The sequence below is a fragment of the Candidatus Enterococcus myersii genome (genome assembly GCF_017316025.1).
Taxonomy (GTDB): Bacteria; Bacillota; Bacilli; order Lactobacillales; family Enterococcaceae; genus Enterococcus_C; species Enterococcus_C montenegrensis.
Window position 1 is genome coordinate 21,128 of record NZ_JAFLVT010000008.1, and the last position, 18,476, is coordinate 39,603.

An 18,476-nucleotide genomic window follows, 5' to 3' on the forward strand; every position below is an offset into this window, starting at 1 on the left:
ACATGAAAAAATATTGGCGCCTGCTGTTTATTGCCTTTATCGGCATTTTCTTTTTAGCTGCTTGTGGCAAAGGCGACAGCGAGAAAAAGACGGCAAAATTACGAGAAGAACCTTATTACCAGGAAAAATTTTTAATGGGAACCTACGTTAGAATTCGCGTTTACGACGAAGGAAAAGAAGACGCGATGAAACCGGCTTTTGATCGGGTAAAAGAATTAGCTGACAAGATCACCATTAATCAAAAAGGATCAGAAATTGATGCGATTAATGCACAAGCTGGTATTAAACCGGTGAAAGTAACTTCGGATATGTATTACTTGTTAAAAGAAGCCTACAAATATAGTGAAGAAACAGATGAAGCCTTTAACATGACCATCGGTGCGATCACGCAATTGTGGCGGATCGGCTTTGACGATGCCAGAAAACCAGCCCAAAGCGAAATCGATGCCGCTTTGAAAAAAATTGATTTTCATAAAGTGAAATTCAACGACCAAGATCAAACGGTTTATTTGGAAGAAAAAGGAATGATCATCGACCTTGGTGCGATCGCCAAAGGCTATATTACAGATGAAGTAGTAAAAGTTTTACAAGATAAAGGTGTAACGTCTGCTATTGTTGACCTTGGCGGGAACGTTTATGTTTTAGGTCATAGCAACCGTGGCCAAAAAGATCCGTGGAATGTCGGTATTCAAGATCCTAATAAGAGCCGCGGCTCCATTGTCGGCAGTATCAAAGAAAAGAATCGGACGATTGTAACGTCTGGTATTTATGAACGCTTCTTGGAAGTGGATGGTAAAAAATATCACCACATTTTTGATTCTAAAACAGGTTACCCTTATGATAACGATATTGCTGGAGTCTCTATTATTACGAATAAATCCATTGACGGCGATGCCCTATCAACTTCTGTATTTGCTATGGGGGTTAAAGAAGGGTTGAAATTTATTGAAGAACATGAAAAAGGCAGCGATGCAATTTTTGTTACCAAAGACGATAAAATTTATGTGACCGACGGAATTAAAGATAATTTCAAAATTGGGAAAGACTCTGGTTATACCATGGGAAATCGTAGTGAATTAAAATAAAAAGGTGGGGCGGTTCTAAACGCGTTTAGTTACAGGTGATAAGCCAAAATTTTGCACCAGTTTTCTAAAATTAGGAAAATTGCGGCTAAATTTGGCTTATTATTTTGAATTGTTTATTGCCGCCTTTGAGATGGAAAAAGGAGTTTGTGGTATGTCTTTAAAAGTATTTTTGGAAATCGTGGAGATTAAGACTAAAATTGCCAGTGTTTTCCCCTTCTTAGTTGGGGCACTGTTTTCAGCTGCGTTTTATCATTCCTTTCATTTTGGTTATACGCTATTATTTTTTATTGCCATGTTAATTTTTGATATGACGACAACGGCAATTAACAATTATATGGACTTTGAAAAAGCCCATTCACAAACCTATAAGTTTAACGAAAATGTGATTGGGCGGGAAAATGTGTCGCCTAAATTGGTGCGACAAATGATTGTAGGAATGATTTTAACCGCTGCTCTTTTAGGTTTTATTCTAGCCTATCAAACAGGCTGGTTATTGCTCGTGTTAGGTTTGGTGTGCTGTTTTATCGGCATTTTTTACACCTATGGCCCAGTACCGTTATCCCGGATGCCATTGGGAGAAATTTTCAGTGGTGTAACAATGGGATTGGGGATTACTGCTATGGTAGTTTATATCAATACCATGAGTAGCAACGTGATGTATTTAAGCGTTGATTTTGCGAGCGGTAAGTTTTCTTTTGACGGAAATTTCTGGCTGATTGCAGCGCTAGTTTTAGCTGCAATACCTTTAATTTGTACGATTGCCAATATCATGTTGGCAAATAATTTGCGAGATTTGGAAACAGATATTAAAAACCATCGCTATACTTTGGTTTATTACATTGGCCGCGAGCACGGAATTCACTTGTTTTCGTATTTGATGTATGCCAGTTACGTGGCAATTTTGGTCGGTGTGTTACTGCAAGTCTTCTCTTGGCCGCTGCTTTTGGTCTTTTTAACTTTGCCAAAGATCCGCCAAAATTTAATTGCCCACAAAAAAGAATTGCCTGCACCCCATAGTTTTGTTTATTCCTTGAAAAACATGGTGCTCTTTAATAGTGCCTATGTTATCTGCCTAGGCTTATCTTTAATCTGGCAATTGCTACGCTAACAGATAAAATCCAACCAAATAAACGCCCATCAAAGCAGACTAGAATTTTCTAGGAGGACTTTGATGGGCGTTTTTTATGTCAAAATAAATGTGCGTTACTTTCACAAAAAAAGTTAGTGCTCTTTTTAACTGAACTTTTCTGCCTTATTTGCCAATGGAGCTGAGACTGATCTCGCCAGAGTTTAAGGTGAAGGTTTGTTGTGGCGTAGCTACGACTAGCTGGCCTTCATCGGTGATATCTTTAGCAATACCGGAATACGTTTTTCCGCCCTGCGTAAAGCTGACATTTTGCCCCAAAACAAAAGAGCGCTTGCGATACTCAGTTAAGAAATCTTGCTTGGGTAATTGCGCTAATAGGTCAAAAAAGTGCCGCCAAATTTCATTGATTAATTGATTACGTTCAAAAGGTGGCGTACCCCCTTCGGCAAAAAGGGAAGTGGCTTTTTGTTGCAGGTCACTTGGAAAATCTTTTTGTGGAATGGCAAAGTTAAAGCCCATACCGATAATCACGTGGGAAATAATGCCAGACTCAAAATCGCTTTGGGCTTCTGAAAGGATGCCGCAAATTTTACGACCCTCCAAATAAATATCGTTGACCCATTTAATTTGTGGTTTGCGGGTTGTTAATTTTTCAATCGCCTGGCAAACAGCCACAGCCGCCAAAACGGTATACTGGGGTAATTCCGCAAAAGATTGGTTAGGAGTTAGTAATAAACTCATGTAAATGCCTTCGCCTTTTTGCGCGAAAAACGGGCGGTTAAAGCGGCCGTGCGCCGCTGTCTGCATATCGGCTACGACTAAAAAGGGTGCTTTAATACCACTAACTTGTGCAAGTTTGGCATCTTTCATCGTCGATTCCGAGATGTCTTTTGTCGCCACTGCTAAATCAGGTAAACCAGCGGCAATGGCTACATCATCCAAGCGATCTTGTGGTAAATAACGGTAACCTGTTTTTAAATGCTCAAAAGTATAACCGACTTTTTCCAATTCTTTAATTGCTTTCCAGACAGCAGTGCGGGAAATAGCTAATTCTTGGGCAATTTTTTCTCCGGATAAAGTGGCGTTATTTTGTTTTAAAAGTTGTAATACGCGGTCTTTTGTCGTCAAGAAAAAACCTCCTATCTATTTTTATGGTCATATAAAAGATAAAGGATTAATGCTAAAAAAGAAACAAAAAGACAGCCAATTCGTATTAATAAAATCGTTGGGGACTCAAAATGCCGGTGATTCAGCACTTGGCTGAAGAAAAATAATAATAATAGCAGCAAAACGGCTAAGATTATTTTGTGGCGGTCCCACTTAATAAAAAAGGCAGCAATAATTAGAAAAAGTAGCACCGGTACCCAAAAAATGAGGCCGCTAATTTTCTCCATACAAAACACTCCAAATAAAAGATTCAATTTTTTGCTGTAAAGCCAGACAGCTTCAGCTTAATGCCAAAAGACTAATCGAGTTCATTTGGCTTTCCTATTGTGTTAGCTTCATGAACTAACTTTCTACGGCTTTAAGTTAAAACTTCAAAAAATTTGAAAAACAATTTATTGCACTTCCACCTTAAAGCTTGCAAGTTAATCAAGTTCATTTGGCTTTCCTATTGAACTATATTTTTTTGTAGAAAGTCACGAAAAAATTGTTAATAATTGAACAAGAGCGGCTAAGTTTTTTCAAAGGAAAAGAATTTGTTTCACCATTTTGAAAAGAATCAAATGAAAGAATGAATCTTTAACAAACTATTAAGGAAAGCCGCGGGCACTGGGAGAAACCATTGACAAAATGGTATTTGGTCTGTATAATCGACAGAGCAAAAACTATCTGATGAAAAGAAGGAAGCAGGAACGATCTATTGTCCGTTTCGGCTTTGCCATAGGAAAACAAAAGTAGAAAGGTCAATTTGAACGTTCTATCTTTTGGTTTTTTTTATGCCCAAAAGCCGCAAAAAATGCTTTTTGTTACGAAAGTTTAATATTTGTAATCTTTTTGTAACGAAAGTTGGATAGCCTTTTTGAAAGAAATTTTTGAGGGGTGAAGAGCTTGGCTGGACACGTAGTAAAATACGGGAAACATCGCGAACGTAGAAGTTACGCTAGAATCAGTGAAGTATTGGAATTACCGAATTTGATCGAAATTCAAACCGACTCTTACCAATGGTTTTTAGATGAAGGTTTACGTGAGATGTTTGAAGACATCTTACCAATTGATGATTTTAACGGTAATTTGTCACTGGAATTTGTTGATTACGACTTGAAGGAACCAAAATACACAGTTGAAGAAGCTCGCGCGCATGATGCAAACTATTCTGCGCCACTACATGTTACTTTGCGTTTGACAAACCGGGAAACTGGCGAAATTAAATCACAGGAAGTTTTCTTCGGTGATTTCCCATTGATGACCGAACAAGGTACATTCATCATCAACGGTGCTGAACGGGTTATCGTATCACAGTTGGTACGTTCACCAGGTGTTTATTTCCACGGTAAAGTAGATAAAAATGGTAAAGAAGGCTTTGGTTCAACTGTTATTCCTAACCGTGGTGCATGGTTGGAAATGGAAACAGACGCCAAAGATATTTCCTATGTACGGATTGACCGCACACGTAAAATTCCATTAACAGTATTGGTTCGGGCGTTAGGTTTTGGCTCCGACGATACAATTCTTGAAATTTTTGGCGAAAGCTTATCATTACGCAACACAATCGAAAAAGACTTGCATAAAAACGCAAGTGATTCTCGTACTGAAGAAGGCTTAAAAGATATTTACGAACGACTACGTCCAGGAGAACCAAAAACTGCGGACAGTTCTCGTAACCTTTTGAATGCCCGCTTCTTTGATCCAAAACGTCACGACCTTGCCAATGTCGGTCGTTACAAAGTAAACAAAAAATTAGACCTTAAAACACGTCTATTGAACTTAACGTTAGCTGAAACTTTGGTTGACCCTGAAACAGGTGAAATCATCGTTGAAAAAGGCACTGTTTTGTCTCACCAAGAAATGGACAAATTAGCACCTTTCTTAGATAACGGTTTGAATGCTGTTACGTATTATCCTTCAGAAGATGGTGTCGTGACAGAACCAATGACAGTTCAAGTGATTAAAGTATTTTCACCAAAAGATCCAGAACGAGAAGTTAACGTAATCGGTAATGGCTATCCTGACGCTTCTGTGAAAACAGTTCGCCCGGCAGATATCATTGCTGCTATGAGCTACTTCTTCAACTTAATGGAAAGTATCGGCAATGTTGACGATATCGACCACTTAGGTAACCGTCGGATTCGCTCCGTTGGTGAATTATTACAAAACCAATTCCGTATCGGTTTAGCCCGGATGGAACGTGTGGTAAGAGAACGGATGTCTATTCAAGACACTGAGACGCTAACACCACAACAATTAATCAATATTCGTCCAGTTGTGGCAAGTATCAAAGAATTCTTTGGTTCTTCTCAGTTGTCACAGTTCATGGACCAAACAAACCCATTAGGTGAGTTAACCCACAAACGTCGTCTATCAGCCTTAGGGCCTGGTGGTTTGACACGGGATCGTGCCGGCTATGAAGTTCGAGACGTTCACTATTCTCACTATGGTCGTATGTGTCCAATTGAAACGCCTGAAGGTCCAAACATCGGGTTGATCAATAGTTTGGCATCATACGCAAAAGTAAATAAATATGGCTTTATTGAAACACCATATCGTCGTGTGGACCGTGCGACTGGCCGTGTAACGGATCAAATCGACTATTTAACAGCCGACATTGAAGACCATTACGTGGTTGCCCAAGCAAACAGCCCATTAAATGAAGATGGTAGTTTCAAAGAAGAATTAGTGATGGCCCGTGCAACTTCTGAAAACTTAGAAGTAACGATTGATAAAATTGATTACATGGACGTATCGCCAAAACAAGTAGTTGCAGTTGCGACTGCATGTATTCCTTTCTTAGAAAACGATGACTCCAACCGTGCCTTGATGGGTGCCAACATGCAGCGTCAAGCTGTGCCGTTGATTAACCCTAAATCACCATGGGTTGGGACTGGGATGGAATATAAATCAGCTCATGACTCAGGTGCTGCTTTATTATGTAAAAACCCAGGTGTCGTTGAATTTTGTGATGCATCTGAAATTCGTGTTCGTCGTGAAGACGGGGCATTAGATGTCTACTCCGTTACAAAATTCCGTCGTTCAAACTCAGGTACTAGCTACAACCAACGCCCATTAGTAAAACTAGGGGAAGAAGTTGAAAAAGGCGATATCCTAGCTGACGGACCTTCCATGGAAAACGGGGAAATGGCCTTAGGACAAAACGTTTTAATTGGTTTCATGACTTGGGAAGGTTACAACTACGAAGATGCCATCATCATGAGCCGTCGTTTGGTTAAAGATGATGTTTATACTTCGATTCATATTGAAGAATACGAATCAGAAGCTCGTGATACAAAATTAGGACCTGAAGAAATTACCCGCGAAATTCCAAACGTTGGGGAAGATGCATTGAAGAACTTGGACGAAATGGGGATTATCCGCATTGGTGCCGAAGTAAAAGACGGCGACTTATTAGTTGGTAAAGTAACGCCAAAAGGTGTAACGGAATTATCAGCTGAAGAACGTCTATTACATGCTATCTTCGGTGAAAAAGCCCGCGAAGTTCGCGACACTTCTCTTCGTGTTCCTCACGGCGGTGGCGGTATCGTCCACGACGTGAAAATCTTTACCCGTGAAGCTGGCGACGAATTATCACCAGGGGTTAATATGTTAGTGCGCGTTTACATCGTGCAAAAACGTAAGATCCATGAAGGGGATAAAATGGCCGGTCGTCATGGTAATAAAGGGGTTGTATCCCGGATTATGCCAGAAGAAGATATGCCATATCTTCCAGATGGTACACCAATTGACGTGATGTTGAATCCTTTAGGGGTGCCATCACGGATGAACATCGGACAAGTATTGGAATTACACTTAGGGATGGCTGCCCGTCAATTAGGTATTCATGTTGCAACACCAGTCTTTGATGGTGCAAATGATGAAGACGTTTGGGCAACTGTTAAAGAAGCAGGTATGGCAAGTGATGCCAAAACTGTTCTTTACGATGGCCGTACTGGTGAACCATTTGATGGTCGTATCTCCGTTGGGGTTATGTACATGATTAAACTAGCCCACATGGTTGACGATAAATTGCATGCCCGTTCAATTGGACCTTACTCACTTGTTACCCAACAACCATTGGGTGGTAAAGCGCAGTTTGGTGGACAACGTTTCGGAGAAATGGAAGTTTGGGCACTGGAAGCTTACGGTGCAGCTTACACCTTGCAAGAAATCTTGACTTATAAATCAGATGACGTTGTGGGTCGTGTGAAAACATACGAAGCAATCGTTAAAGGTGAACCAATTCCAAAACCTGGTGTACCAGAATCCTTCCGCGTATTAGTGAAAGAATTACAATCATTAGGTTTAGATATGCGCGTCCTTGATATCGAAGATGAAGAAATTGAACTTCGTGACATGGATGACGATGATGATGATTTAATTACAGTAGATGCTTTGACGAAATTCGCCGAACAACAATCTGCTAAAGAAGTTGAACAGGCAGCTGCCGCTGAAGAAAAAACTGCAGAAGAAGATTTGAATCAAGAAATCGAAACTGCCGAAGACGTTGAATAAGCTTTAATTTAACGGAGCATTTGGCACTTTTCAGTCATCGACTGTCAAGTGTCAAAACTCCCTTAAAAGCTTACGTTTATATTCAGTTGCAACCCGCTAGAAATGAAATGGAGGGAACCCCTTTTGATCGATGTAAATAAATTCGAAAGCATGCAAATAGGTCTGGCATCTCCTGAGAAAATCAGAAGCTGGTCATACGGGGAAGTTAAAAAACCTGAGACCATCAACTACCGCACGCTAAAACCGGAACGGGAAGGTTTGTTTGACGAACGCATCTTCGGTCCTACTAAAGACTGGGAATGTGCTTGTGGTAAATACAAACGCATCCGTTACAAAGGCATCGTCTGTGACCGTTGTGGCGTGGAAGTAACACGCTCAAAAGTACGTCGTGAACGTATGGGTCACATTGAATTAGCTGCTCCGGTTTCACATATTTGGTATTTCAAAGGTATCCCATCACGGATGGGCTTAGTTTTAGACATGAGCCCACGGGCATTGGAAGAAGTTATTTACTTCGCTTCTTATGTCGTAATCGATCCAGGCGATACTTCACTAGAGAAAAAACAATTATTGACTGAAAGAGAATACCGTGAAAAACGGGAACAATACGGTCAAACATTCACTGCTGCGATGGGTGCTGAAGCAATTAAACAATTGTTAGACAGCGTTGACTTAGACGGCGAAGCAGCTGAATTAAAAGAAGAATTAAAAACAGCTTCTGGTCAAAAACGGACACGGGCAATCCGCCGTTTGGATATTTTGGAAGCATTCCGAAAATCTGGCAACAAACCAAGCTGGATGGTTATGGATGTTATTCCTGTAATCCCGCCAGACTTACGTCCAATGGTGCAATTAGAAGGTGGCCGTTTTGCAACGAGTGACTTAAATGACTTGTACCGTCGTGTGATTAACCGTAACAACCGGTTAAAACGCTTATTGGACTTAAATGCACCATCTATTATCGTGCAAAATGAAAAACGGATGTTACAAGAAGCCGTTGATGCATTGATTGATAATGGTCGTCGTGGCCGTCCTGTGACAGGACCAGGTAACCGCCCATTGAAATCACTTTCTCACATGTTGAAAGGGAAACAAGGTCGTTTCCGTCAAAACTTGCTAGGAAAACGTGTTGACTATTCTGGTCGTTCCGTTATCGTTGTTGGACCTTTCTTAAAAATGTATCAATGTGGTTTGCCAAAAGAAATGGCAATCGAATTGTTTAAACCATTTGTTATGAAAGAATTAGTCCAAAGAGAAATCGCTTCAAACATCAAAAATGCAAAACGTAAAATCGAACGCATGGAAGATGAAGTTTGGGACGTTTTAGAAGACGTCATCAAAGAACATCCAGTTCTATTGAACCGGGCACCTACTTTGCACAGACTAGGTATCCAAGCCTTTGAACCAGTCTTAGTTGAAGGTCGCGCAATCCGCTTGCACCCATTAGTGTGTGAAGCCTACAATGCCGATTTCGATGGGGACCAAATGGCTGTTCACGTACCGTTAAATGACGAAGCGCAAGCAGAAGCGCGGATGTTAATGTTAGCGGCACAAAACATCTTAAATCCAAAAGATGGTAAACCAGTTGTAACCCCTTCTCAAGATATGGTCTTAGGGAACTACTACTTGACGATGGAAGAAGATGGCCGTGAAGGTGAAGGTATGATCTTCCGCGATATGGATGAAGCTGTAACTGCATGGCGCAATGGCTATGTGCATTTACACTCTCGGATTGCGGTTAACCCAAGAACTCTAGGGGACAAACCATTCACTGAAGAACAAAAAAATCGTTTGATGGTAACGACGGTTGGTAAAGTTATTTTTAACTCCATTATGCCACCAGAATTCCCTTACCTAAACGAACCAACTGATTTCAACTTGACAATCCAAACGCCTGACAAGTACTTTGTTGAAGCAGGAACAGATATTCCAAGTTTCATCAAAGAACAAGAGCTCGTTGGACCATTCAAGAAGAAAAACTTAGGAAATATCATTGCAGAAGTCTTCAAACGTTTCAAAGTTACAGAAACTTCTAAAATGTTGGACCGCATGAAAGACTTAGGTTACAAGCACTCTACTCATGCCGGTATCACTGTAGGAATCGCTGATATCATGGTTTTATCTGAAAAACATGACATCATTGAAAATGCCCACAAACAAGTAGAAACAATCACTAAACAATTCCGTCGTGGTTTGATTACAGATGATGAACGGTATGAACGCGTTATTGGTGTTTGGAATGCAGCCAAAGATGAAATCCAACAAAAATTGATGGAATCTTTAGATGCGAAAAACCCAATCTTCATGATGAGTGACTCTGGAGCCCGTGGTAACATCTCCAACTTTACGCAGCTTGCTGGTATGCGTGGTTTGATGGCCGCTCCAAATGGTCGTATCATGGAATTGCCAATCATCTCAAACTTCCGTGAAGGACTTTCCGTCTTGGAAATGTTTATCTCTACTCACGGTGCACGTAAAGGGATGACCGATACTGCCTTGAAGACTGCCGATTCCGGTTATCTTACACGTCGTTTGGTTGACGTGGCTCAAGATGTTATCATTCGTGAAGAAGACTGTGGTACCGATCGTGGTTTAGATATCAGCGCAATTCGCGAAGGCAACGAAATCATCGAATCCTTGGAAGAACGCTTAGTAGGACGTTATACACATAAATCTGTCGTAAATCCTGAAACGGGCGAATTAATTCTTGGTTCTGATGACTTAATCACCGAAGATATTGCACGTCAAATCGTGGACGCTGGGATTGAAACTGTTTCAATTCGCTCTGTCTTCACATGTAATACAAAACATGGTGTATGTAAACATTGTTATGGTCGTAACTTGGCAACAGGTGCTGAAGTTGAAGTTGGTGAAGCAGTTGGTACAATCGCTGCCCAATCAATCGGTGAACCAGGTACTCAGTTGACCATGCGTACATTCCATACCGGTGGGGTTGCCGGGGACGATATTACCCAAGGTTTACCTCGTGTCCAAGAAATTTTTGAAGCCCGTAATCCAAAAGGGCAAGCTGTCATCACTGAAGTTACAGGTGAAGTCATTGAAATCGCTGAAGATGCTGCAACACGCAGTAAAGAAGTGACAATCAAAGGTACGACCGATACACGGACCTACACTGTTCCGTATACAGCACGTATGAAAGTGACAGAAGGAGATTACATCCATCGTGGTGCACCTCTAACTGAAGGTTCTATCGATCCAAAACAATTGTTACAAGTTCGCGATGTTTTATCCGTTGAAAACTACCTATTACGGGAAGTACAACGTGTTTACCGTATGCAAGGGGTAGAAATCGGTGACAAACATATCGAAGTTATGGTTCGTCAAATGTTGCGTAAAGTTCGCGTAATGGACCCAGGTGATACTGAAATTTTACCAGGTACATTATTAGATATTGCCGACTTTAAAGACCAAAACTACAACACATTGGTTGCTGGTGGCGTACCTGCGACATCTCGTCCAGTGTTACTAGGGATTACAAAAGCATCATTGGAAACAAATAGTTTCTTATCTGCTGCGTCATTCCAAGAAACAACACGAGTGTTAACAGACGCTGCAATCCGTGGTAAACGTGACCCATTACTAGGCTTGAAAGAAAATGTTATCATCGGGAAAATCATTCCTGCTGGTACTGGTATGGCACGTTACCGCAATATGGAACCAAAAGAAGTTACGGTTGCTTCTGAAAATGTGTATAGCATTTCAGACATCGAAGCCCAAATGGCGGCAGAAGATGCCTTAAACAACCAAGACTAATGCGTTAGTATTAAAAGTCGCGGCAGAACGCTTGCGAAAATGCCGTTTATTTTTGGAAATGAGTCGGGACAAAATTTTTGTCCTGGCTCATTTTTTTTGACTATAAGAAAAGTAGGGATTGTCGTAGGAATAAATTGTCTTTTTTTTTCTAAGCCTGCTTGTACCGCTAGAAAATAGGCAGGATAAATAAACCTTAGCCAAATCAGAAATTTAGCAGCTAGGTGTAGGATTTTTATAATCAATTTTTTGAAAATGAAGTTAAATTATGGAATTTTCAAAGTCACAAGGTTAAAAGATGCCGTCAAGGGAGCTCCCATGCTAAAATAAAGAGAGCATGTATCGTTTTGTTAAAGTGTAGGACGAGGAAAAGCCCACAGCTTAAAAAAGGGATAAAGGGCAATCTGTCACTATTTTTTTGCAGTAGTTTTGCTACGATAAAGTACAAAAGTCCGAAACTACTGCTAAGAAAAAGCAGCATAGAAAATTGCCAGAAAGATAACCAAGGGCTCCACGCCAGCAATAATAAAAGGTCACCAACCCCCAATTTCTCACGGTAGTAATAACTAAAAAGCGCGGCAAATAGGAGACAATAAAGGAATGTCTGCCAATGAAAAGGCATCTTTAAATAAGACTGCCCAAGCCATAGCACAAGACTTGTTACCAAGAAGATACTGGTTTCTAAAATTTTGAAATAGTAGTCGGAAATACTCAAAAGCCAAGCAGAATATAGCCAAAAACAAGTGATGATCGGGTTTGCCGGCGAATAATTTAAGCATAAAGTAAAGAGCAGTCCGCAAGTAATTTCTGCAATAAGGTAATCCAAGGGGATTTTTGTTTGACAGTGACGACAGCGTCCTTTTTGTAAGAGAAAGCTTAACAGTGGAATCAATTCCAACCAGCTAAGACGCGTGTTACACGCCTCGCAATGAGAGGGAGGAAAAAGTGAACTATTTTTAGGCAGACGCGTCGCGAGAAGATAACCAAAAGAGCCAAAGCAACAGCCAATAATAAAAGTCATAACCATTCTCCTTTCAAAATAAATTACGCAAAAAATGTGTAACTTATTTATGAAAAAATATATGATTTCATCAAAGCAAAAATTTTGTTTTAATGTTTTAAAATTAGCAGCTATTTATCAAAAGATTGGGAGTGTTCGTATGAAAAAAATCTGGATACCACTTATGCTAGTGGCATTATTTGTTTTAGCGGGGTGTAATAAGGCTATTCCTGCCAAAGAGGCGGGTGAGCTGTTCGTTGATCGCGTCGTCTATGACGAAGATACGAAAAAATTTACAGAAAACTTTGCGAATGGAGAAGAATTGAATAAAGGCTTTAAAGAAAATGAGGCCAATTTCAAAGATAATTTTACAGCGGGGTTAATCAGTGTCGGTGATGCCGTTTCCAAAGATGAAGCCAATGAATTAACGGAATTATTAAATCATCAAATCAAAGAAGTTACCTCCTATGACGTAAAGGTAAAAGAAGCAGGTAAAATCTCCAATGTGACATATGAAGTGAAGGGTCTAGATTTTGCTGCCATCATGAAGGAAACTTCAAAAGGGATTACGCAAAAAATGATTGCAGATAATAAACTAGCCAACGATCAAAATAAGATTATTGAAGAAACGTTACAACTGTTAAGAGAAAATATTAAAACAGCTAAAGCCAAAGAAACAGCTGTTCCGATTATGATCGAAATGAAACCTGAAAAAGGAAAGTGGACTATTGTTAGAGGACAAAGAGACCAAATTAATAATTTATACTTTGCCTTTGTAGCGGGTGTTAAAGATCAAGAAACACTGACAAGTGATTGGAATAAAGCGATGGAAGAAGTCGCAAAAGAAGTACAAGCAGAATTGAAATGATCCAATGACCTCTTGTTAAAAAACAAGAGGTCATTTTTAAAACGGGGGATTTTCAGTAAAGATTCCGCAAATTTACTTATTTTTTAAAAGTATGACAAAATTTGAAATAACGCCAAAGAGTGTTTTGTTGTACTTTTTTCCGATTTCATACTATCATTTTAATGTAAACAATTTGAAGGAGGATGAAAAATGAAATTTGCAAAAACAAAAGAAGTATTAAACCAATTAGTGGCAGACTTAAGTCAAATGTCAATGGTTATTCACCAAACTCACTGGTATATGCGAGGACCTGGTTTCTTGACATTACACCCAATGATGGATGATTTCATGGATGATGTGAACGACCAATTAGATGAAATTTCTGAACGCTTAATCACATTAGATGGCGCTCCTTTTTCTACATTGAAGGAAATGGCTGAAAATACTAAAATTCCTGATGAAGTAGGTCGTTGGGACCGTTCAATGGAAGAACGCTTAGCTACTTTGGTTGAAGGTTACCGCTATTTGGCTGACTTATACCAAAAAGGGATTGAAGTATCTGGTGAAGAAGGCGACGATCCAACGCAAGACATCTTCATCGAATTCAAAACAGCAACAGAAAAACGCATTTGGATGATTCAAGCACACTTAGGCAAAGCGCCTGAAATTGATGCTTAATATTTAAATACTATCTAAAAGATTCAGCGATGTATGTCGCTGGATCTTTTTTTGTTTAAAAGAAAAGCCCCTTACTCAAAAAGCAGCTTTTTAAGTGAGGTCTCATTTTGTTTTAAATGAGTGTGTTAGTAAACACTGAAAAATGAATATCACAGATTTTTATCGAAAACGAACTTTTCTTAAATTGCGTTTTTCACTGGACGAAAATGTATGTATCAAAGTTGTGGAAAGCGTTTTTAAGAAACATCTATCATAAATTCATAATATTTTTTACTAAAAATTAATATTATTTTGGTATAGACAAAAATTTAAAATTAAAACTAGAATCTGCTTTTTATTTCATAGTTATTTTTTGTTTTTGATTTAGTTTTTATAAAAAGGTATTTTAAATAAATTTTGACAAAATATATTATTTAATAATGTAATATAACGATTATTATCATGAGCGATTTGATTAAAAAAGACTCATTTTGGTTTGGGCTTTTTGCGACTGTTTTCTTATTTATTATAAGATAATTGTCATTTTAAACGAAAAAAAATATAAAAATAGAAGAATTATCGTGCTATTATTTAGACCGTGAAGGAGGTGAATGAAAATGGTGCGGCGCAAAATGAAAATTTTTTTATTATTCACTATTTTGCTTTCTAATTTGATTGCTCCGCAAGTACAGGCAGTTCAAGCAACTTCAACAGATGAAACAAAGGTCACTACAGCCACGAGCGATGAAGGGAACCATGAATTTTCGACTAGCCAAAATGAGATTATCGACTCTGCAGAAAAAGCAATCTCCACAGAGGAGACCAAAGAAACAGCAGCCGGTGAAAAAGAGCCAACAGAAGTCACTACGCAAACCGAAAATAAGGTACAGGAGAAGACGACAAGTAGCAGCGAGCAGGTTGAAAAAAGAACAAATGCGTCTGCAAGACTGGCAGCAAACGAAGCAGAAGTAAGCAATTGGGCGGATTTTGTTAGTGCAATTCGTAATGAAACAATTACTAAAATTACTTTAACAGCAAGTTTTTCGAATCCGAATTTTTCGGATACGACGCTTTCCTCCTATCCAAGAAAAAATGATTTAGAAATCGACGGTAAAGGCAATCGTGTTGATTTTAGAGACTCTTCTATTTATCTGACTACACCGCAAAATGCAATCGGGAACTTTCACATGCACGATATTACATTGAATCAAACCTACGCCACAGCTAACTCAGAAGACATTGTCGGCAATCGTCTTGTATATGGTGCAAATTGGCGATATAGATTTGGGAATATCACCACAGAACCCGGGGTACAACGTTTAGCTCGAGCTCCTTATTCAGAAGTGCGTGTTTATGGCAAGATGAACATCAGTACGCGAGCAGAAAACTTTTATTTGGGCAGTATGATTATGGAAGATGGTACGCAATATGTAGGCACTGTTACTGTTTATGATTATTCCGTCTTTTGGTATAACGTGCCGCCGGTTGCAGGAGCAACAGGTGCGTCTCAAGAATTTACTATCGGCAAGAATTGTCGCGTAGATGTTGGTCAGGTGCAAACAGCTGGCCGGACATATCCAGCAGTTTATCTTTATTATAAGGCAATCACAGTCGGGGAAAATAGCGTCTTTAACGTGGATATGCCAGGTAATGCGGTTCGGTTTGACAACGAGGGTTCTGGCATGACGATAAAAAAAGGTGCGATCGTCAACTTGACGAGTAAACAAGTGGCGGGGTCAATTGTCGCGTTTAGTAACAACAATACCTATTTAACTGCAGAACCCGGTAGTTATTTTTATGTAATTGGCACAAGTAATCAGCCGTTAATTAATCTTTCGGCTGACGGCGCGGGAACAGCAAGTGTTGTCCGTTCAGGAAATAGTTTTACTTTAAACAGCCCTGCCCAATATGATTTACGAAATTTGAATGATACACAAACAGCGGTGAGTGTTTCATATCCAAATGTGGCGAACAATAATTTTACTATTTTAGATTCAGATATTGACTTGTGGAATGTTGGGGTACCCGTTTTAGGACCATCTAGCGAAACTTACGCGAAAGTCTCAAGTCTAGTTGTAACGGGTAATGGTACACAAGAAGTGGTGAACACGTCTGACAGTAACTTACAGCAGTTTAAGCAAGCGAAATATCGGCGGATTTCAGGGATGAATCAGAATCCTAAAATTGAATGGACACCGATAACGGATGCAGATAAAACGATTAAAGGGCGAGTGGTAATTGGGGAAGTACCAGATAATAACGGTTTAGTTGATGGGGAAATCAAATATATTCCGGTGTATGCTTCAGAAAATCAAGCGCAAGTTACATTGACAGACACCCACGGAAATGTTCGGGCTAATCTTGCTACTGACGATAATGGTTATATTACGTATACGGATACGAGTGATCCAACACAGTATCAAATAGCTGGCAAAGAGATAACGGGTATCGCTACAAGAGGGCCTTGGGTTACACCAGCAGCGATTGCAACGATAGTTATTGATGCTACACCACCAGAACCCGCTAAGGTGGATAATGCAAACGACATTCAAAGCATTACACCAAAATTAACGGGAACTGGGGAGCCTAACAGCATTATAACATTAACAGTAAATGATCAACCACAAACAATTCCAGCACAAGTTGTTTCAGCTGATGGAAAATGGGAAATAGATTTATCCACTTTAAACCTTGTAAAAGGAGATGTCCTCCAAATATTTTTGCAAGATCAAAGCGGATTAATTACACAACTCAGTGAGGCACAACGACCAAGTACAAACGACAATATTGGGAATATCAATCCTAAAAATGATATGAATTATCGCGATGCAACCTTCAAGGCGGCTACAAAAGTTACGCTGGTAGGCTATTTGTCTTTAGCAACGGTACCGGATTTACTTGAGTTTGGTGCAAATCAAATTTCTAATCAAAGCCAAGCCTACCATCCTACGGTTAGTGGTCAATTGACCATTTCAGATTCAAGGAGCGACGGTAAAAAACCATGGCGTTTAACACTGAAACAGTCAGATACGCTAAAAAATGGAGCAGTTTCATTGGAAGATGACTTAACGTACACTTCTTCACTTGGGGAAAAACAAATTACAACTGCGACTCAAATAGTGGAATCTGGTGAATTTGCCACAGACGGCACCAAAGATATCTCTGCAGCGTGGACAGGAAATCAAGGCTTCAAATTAACTGTTCCTGTCGAAAAACAACGTATCGGCGACTATACAGGAAAACTATCATGGCAGTTAGAAGATGTCCCAGGAAGTTAGGTGAGTAGATGAAACGAGTATTAATAAACGGCGTACTAGCGATATTGCTACTATTCACTGCGGTACCGGTTTTTGCGGCAGAGGCTAACTATGATAGTAATAGCGTTACTTCTTTTTATGGCAAATATGAATATAAAAAAGAAGATACTAACAAGAAGAAGGAAGTAAATTTGACACCTGGTGGCCAAACGACCAATTATGCCAGCACAATACCTACTTATAAGGGCCAGGAAGTGATTATTCCATTGACAGGTGATACTTCTTACCACTTTGCTTCCATTCTTGGGTTAGTACTGTTAGTACTAATTTTTTTCAAGCTAAAGGAGGTCGAGGACACTGAAAAACATTCAAATATTTAGTTTCCTTTGTTTGCTCTCTTTTACGCTAATGCAAGGAGAAGTATTGGCAGCCGATACAGGTACCCATATGAATTACCAAAGTAGTAATGATGTGACCGTTAAACCACTAGATCCACTTTTACCAGACCCTGCAAAACCAGTAACACCAATCGATCCGACTGATCCAAGCGGGCCGGTCGCTGGGACAGGTGGCAGTCTTTCATTAGATTTTGCGTCGGGATTTCAGTTTGGGGAACAGGCAATTTCTACCAAAAATGAAATATATTATGCACAACCGCAAAAATATGTTGATTTTGACGGAGTAGCAAAAAAAGGGCCCAATTATGTGCAAGTAACAGATATTCGTGGCACGGGGGCTGGTTGGAAATTGACTGTTAAACAAGTCGCGCAATTTCAGACAGATGAAGGCCAAGTTCTAAATGGTGCAGAGCTTTCCTTTAGCCAAGGGGAAGTGATTTCAAACCTCGCCACTGACTTGTCGCCGACAGCAGTAACCTCCTTTACACTTCCTATTAATAGTGAAGTGCCTGTTGTTACGGCAAATACAGAAAAGGGTGTTGGGACTTGGCTTTATCGTTTTGGTTCAGATGAAATATCTGGTGGGAAATCGGTTGTATTGCAGGTTCCAGGGAAAACGGTTAAGTACGCTAAAAAGTATCAAACGGCGCTAACTTGGACTTTAAAGGACGTGCCATAAATTTATAAAATTAAAGAGAAATAATAAA

At 39.7% G+C, this 18,476-nt stretch carries 11 protein-coding genes; 9 read left to right on the plus strand and 2 right to left on the minus strand.

Going from position 1 to position 18,476, the window contains the following annotated elements:
• The first annotated feature begins 2 nt into the window (after window positions 1–2).
• A complete protein-coding gene (locus JZO76_RS05515) occupies window positions 3–1,085 on the plus strand; it encodes an FAD:protein FMN transferase (RefSeq protein ID WP_206903188.1) in 1,083 nt (360 codons plus the stop codon).
• Between the two features lie 151 nt (window positions 1,086–1,236).
• Complete coding sequence (menA, locus tag JZO76_RS05520; protein ID WP_206903189.1) at window positions 1,237–2,193, plus strand: 1,4-dihydroxy-2-naphthoate polyprenyltransferase; 957 nt, start codon at window positions 1,237–1,239, stop codon at window positions 2,191–2,193.
• A 144-nt stretch (window positions 2,194–2,337) separates the two neighbouring features.
• Here menA and JZO76_RS05525 read toward each other — a convergent pair whose 3' ends face one another.
• Window positions 2,338–3,300, minus strand: coding sequence for a biotin--[acetyl-CoA-carboxylase] ligase (locus JZO76_RS05525; protein WP_206903190.1), 963 nt, complete (start codon window positions 3,298–3,300; stop codon window positions 2,338–2,340).
• Between the two features lie 924 nt (window positions 3,301–4,224).
• On the opposite strand from JZO76_RS05525, the gene rpoB reads away from it, so the two are divergent.
• Window positions 4,225–7,839: a DNA-directed RNA polymerase subunit beta gene (gene rpoB / locus JZO76_RS05530; RefSeq protein ID WP_206903191.1), complete on the plus strand. Its 3,615-nt coding sequence runs from the start codon at window positions 4,225–4,227 to the stop codon at window positions 7,837–7,839.
• 123 nt (window positions 7,840–7,962) lie between these two features.
• Entirely contained in the window at window positions 7,963–11,613 is a 3,651-nt protein-coding gene (gene rpoC, locus JZO76_RS05535; protein WP_277988641.1) for a DNA-directed RNA polymerase subunit beta', read from the plus strand.
• 301 nt (window positions 11,614–11,914) lie between these two features.
• On the opposite strand, the gene JZO76_RS05540 is transcribed toward rpoC, so the two are convergent.
• Window positions 11,915–12,631: a prepilin peptidase gene (locus tag JZO76_RS05540; protein ID WP_206903193.1), complete on the minus strand. Its 717-nt coding sequence runs from the start codon at window positions 12,629–12,631 to the stop codon at window positions 11,915–11,917.
• A gap of 139 nt (window positions 12,632–12,770) precedes the next feature.
• Between JZO76_RS05540 and JZO76_RS05545 the strand changes: the two genes are divergently transcribed.
• The 5 genes from JZO76_RS05545 (at window position 12,771) to JZO76_RS05565 (ending at window position 18,448) form a co-directional block, all read left to right on the plus strand.
• Window positions 12,771–13,478 carry a DUF5105 domain-containing protein gene (locus JZO76_RS05545; protein WP_206903194.1) on the plus strand — a complete coding sequence of 236 codons (708 nt, stop codon included), beginning with the start codon at window positions 12,771–12,773 and terminating at the stop codon, window positions 13,476–13,478.
• 189 nt (window positions 13,479–13,667) lie between these two features.
• Window positions 13,668–14,135 carry a Dps family protein gene (locus JZO76_RS05550; RefSeq protein WP_206903195.1) on the plus strand — a complete coding sequence of 156 codons (468 nt, stop codon included), beginning with the start codon at window positions 13,668–13,670 and terminating at the stop codon, window positions 14,133–14,135.
• A 596-nt stretch (window positions 14,136–14,731) separates the two neighbouring features.
• Entirely contained in the window at window positions 14,732–17,392 is a 2,661-nt protein-coding gene (locus JZO76_RS05555) for a pectate lyase-like adhesive domain-containing protein (RefSeq protein ID WP_206903196.1), read from the plus strand.
• Between the two features lie 8 nt (window positions 17,393–17,400).
• Window positions 17,401–17,751: an LPXTG cell wall anchor domain-containing protein gene (locus JZO76_RS05560; RefSeq protein ID WP_206903197.1), complete on the plus strand. Its 351-nt coding sequence runs from the start codon at window positions 17,401–17,403 to the stop codon at window positions 17,749–17,751.
• A gap of 28 nt (window positions 17,752–17,779) precedes the next feature.
• Window positions 17,780–18,448, plus strand: a complete 669-nt coding sequence (locus JZO76_RS05565; RefSeq protein ID WP_206903198.1) for a WxL domain-containing protein — start codon at window positions 17,780–17,782, stop codon at window positions 18,446–18,448.
• Window positions 18,449–18,476: the final 28 nt, after the last annotated feature.

Excerpts from the sequence above, each read along its gene's own strand:
- JZO76_RS05555 (WP_206903196.1), top strand. The coding sequence starts at position 14,732 with ATGGTGCGGCGCAAAATGAAAATTTTTTTATTATTCACTATTTTGCTT.
- JZO76_RS05540 (WP_206903193.1), bottom strand. The coding sequence starts at position 12,631 with ATGACTTTTATTATTGGCTGTTGCTTTGGCTCTTTTGGTTATCTTCTC.
- JZO76_RS05550 (WP_206903195.1), top strand. The coding sequence starts at position 13,668 with ATGAAATTTGCAAAAACAAAAGAAGTATTAAACCAATTAGTGGCAGAC.
- menA (WP_206903189.1), top strand. The coding sequence starts at position 1,237 with ATGTCTTTAAAAGTATTTTTGGAAATCGTGGAGATTAAGACTAAAATT.
- JZO76_RS05560 (WP_206903197.1), top strand. The coding sequence starts at position 17,401 with ATGAAACGAGTATTAATAAACGGCGTACTAGCGATATTGCTACTATTC.
- JZO76_RS05565 (WP_206903198.1), top strand. The coding sequence starts at position 17,780 with ATGCAAGGAGAAGTATTGGCAGCCGATACAGGTACCCATATGAATTAC.
- JZO76_RS05545 (WP_206903194.1), top strand. The coding sequence starts at position 12,771 with ATGAAAAAAATCTGGATACCACTTATGCTAGTGGCATTATTTGTTTTA.
- JZO76_RS05515 (WP_206903188.1), top strand. The coding sequence starts at position 3 with ATGAAAAAATATTGGCGCCTGCTGTTTATTGCCTTTATCGGCATTTTC.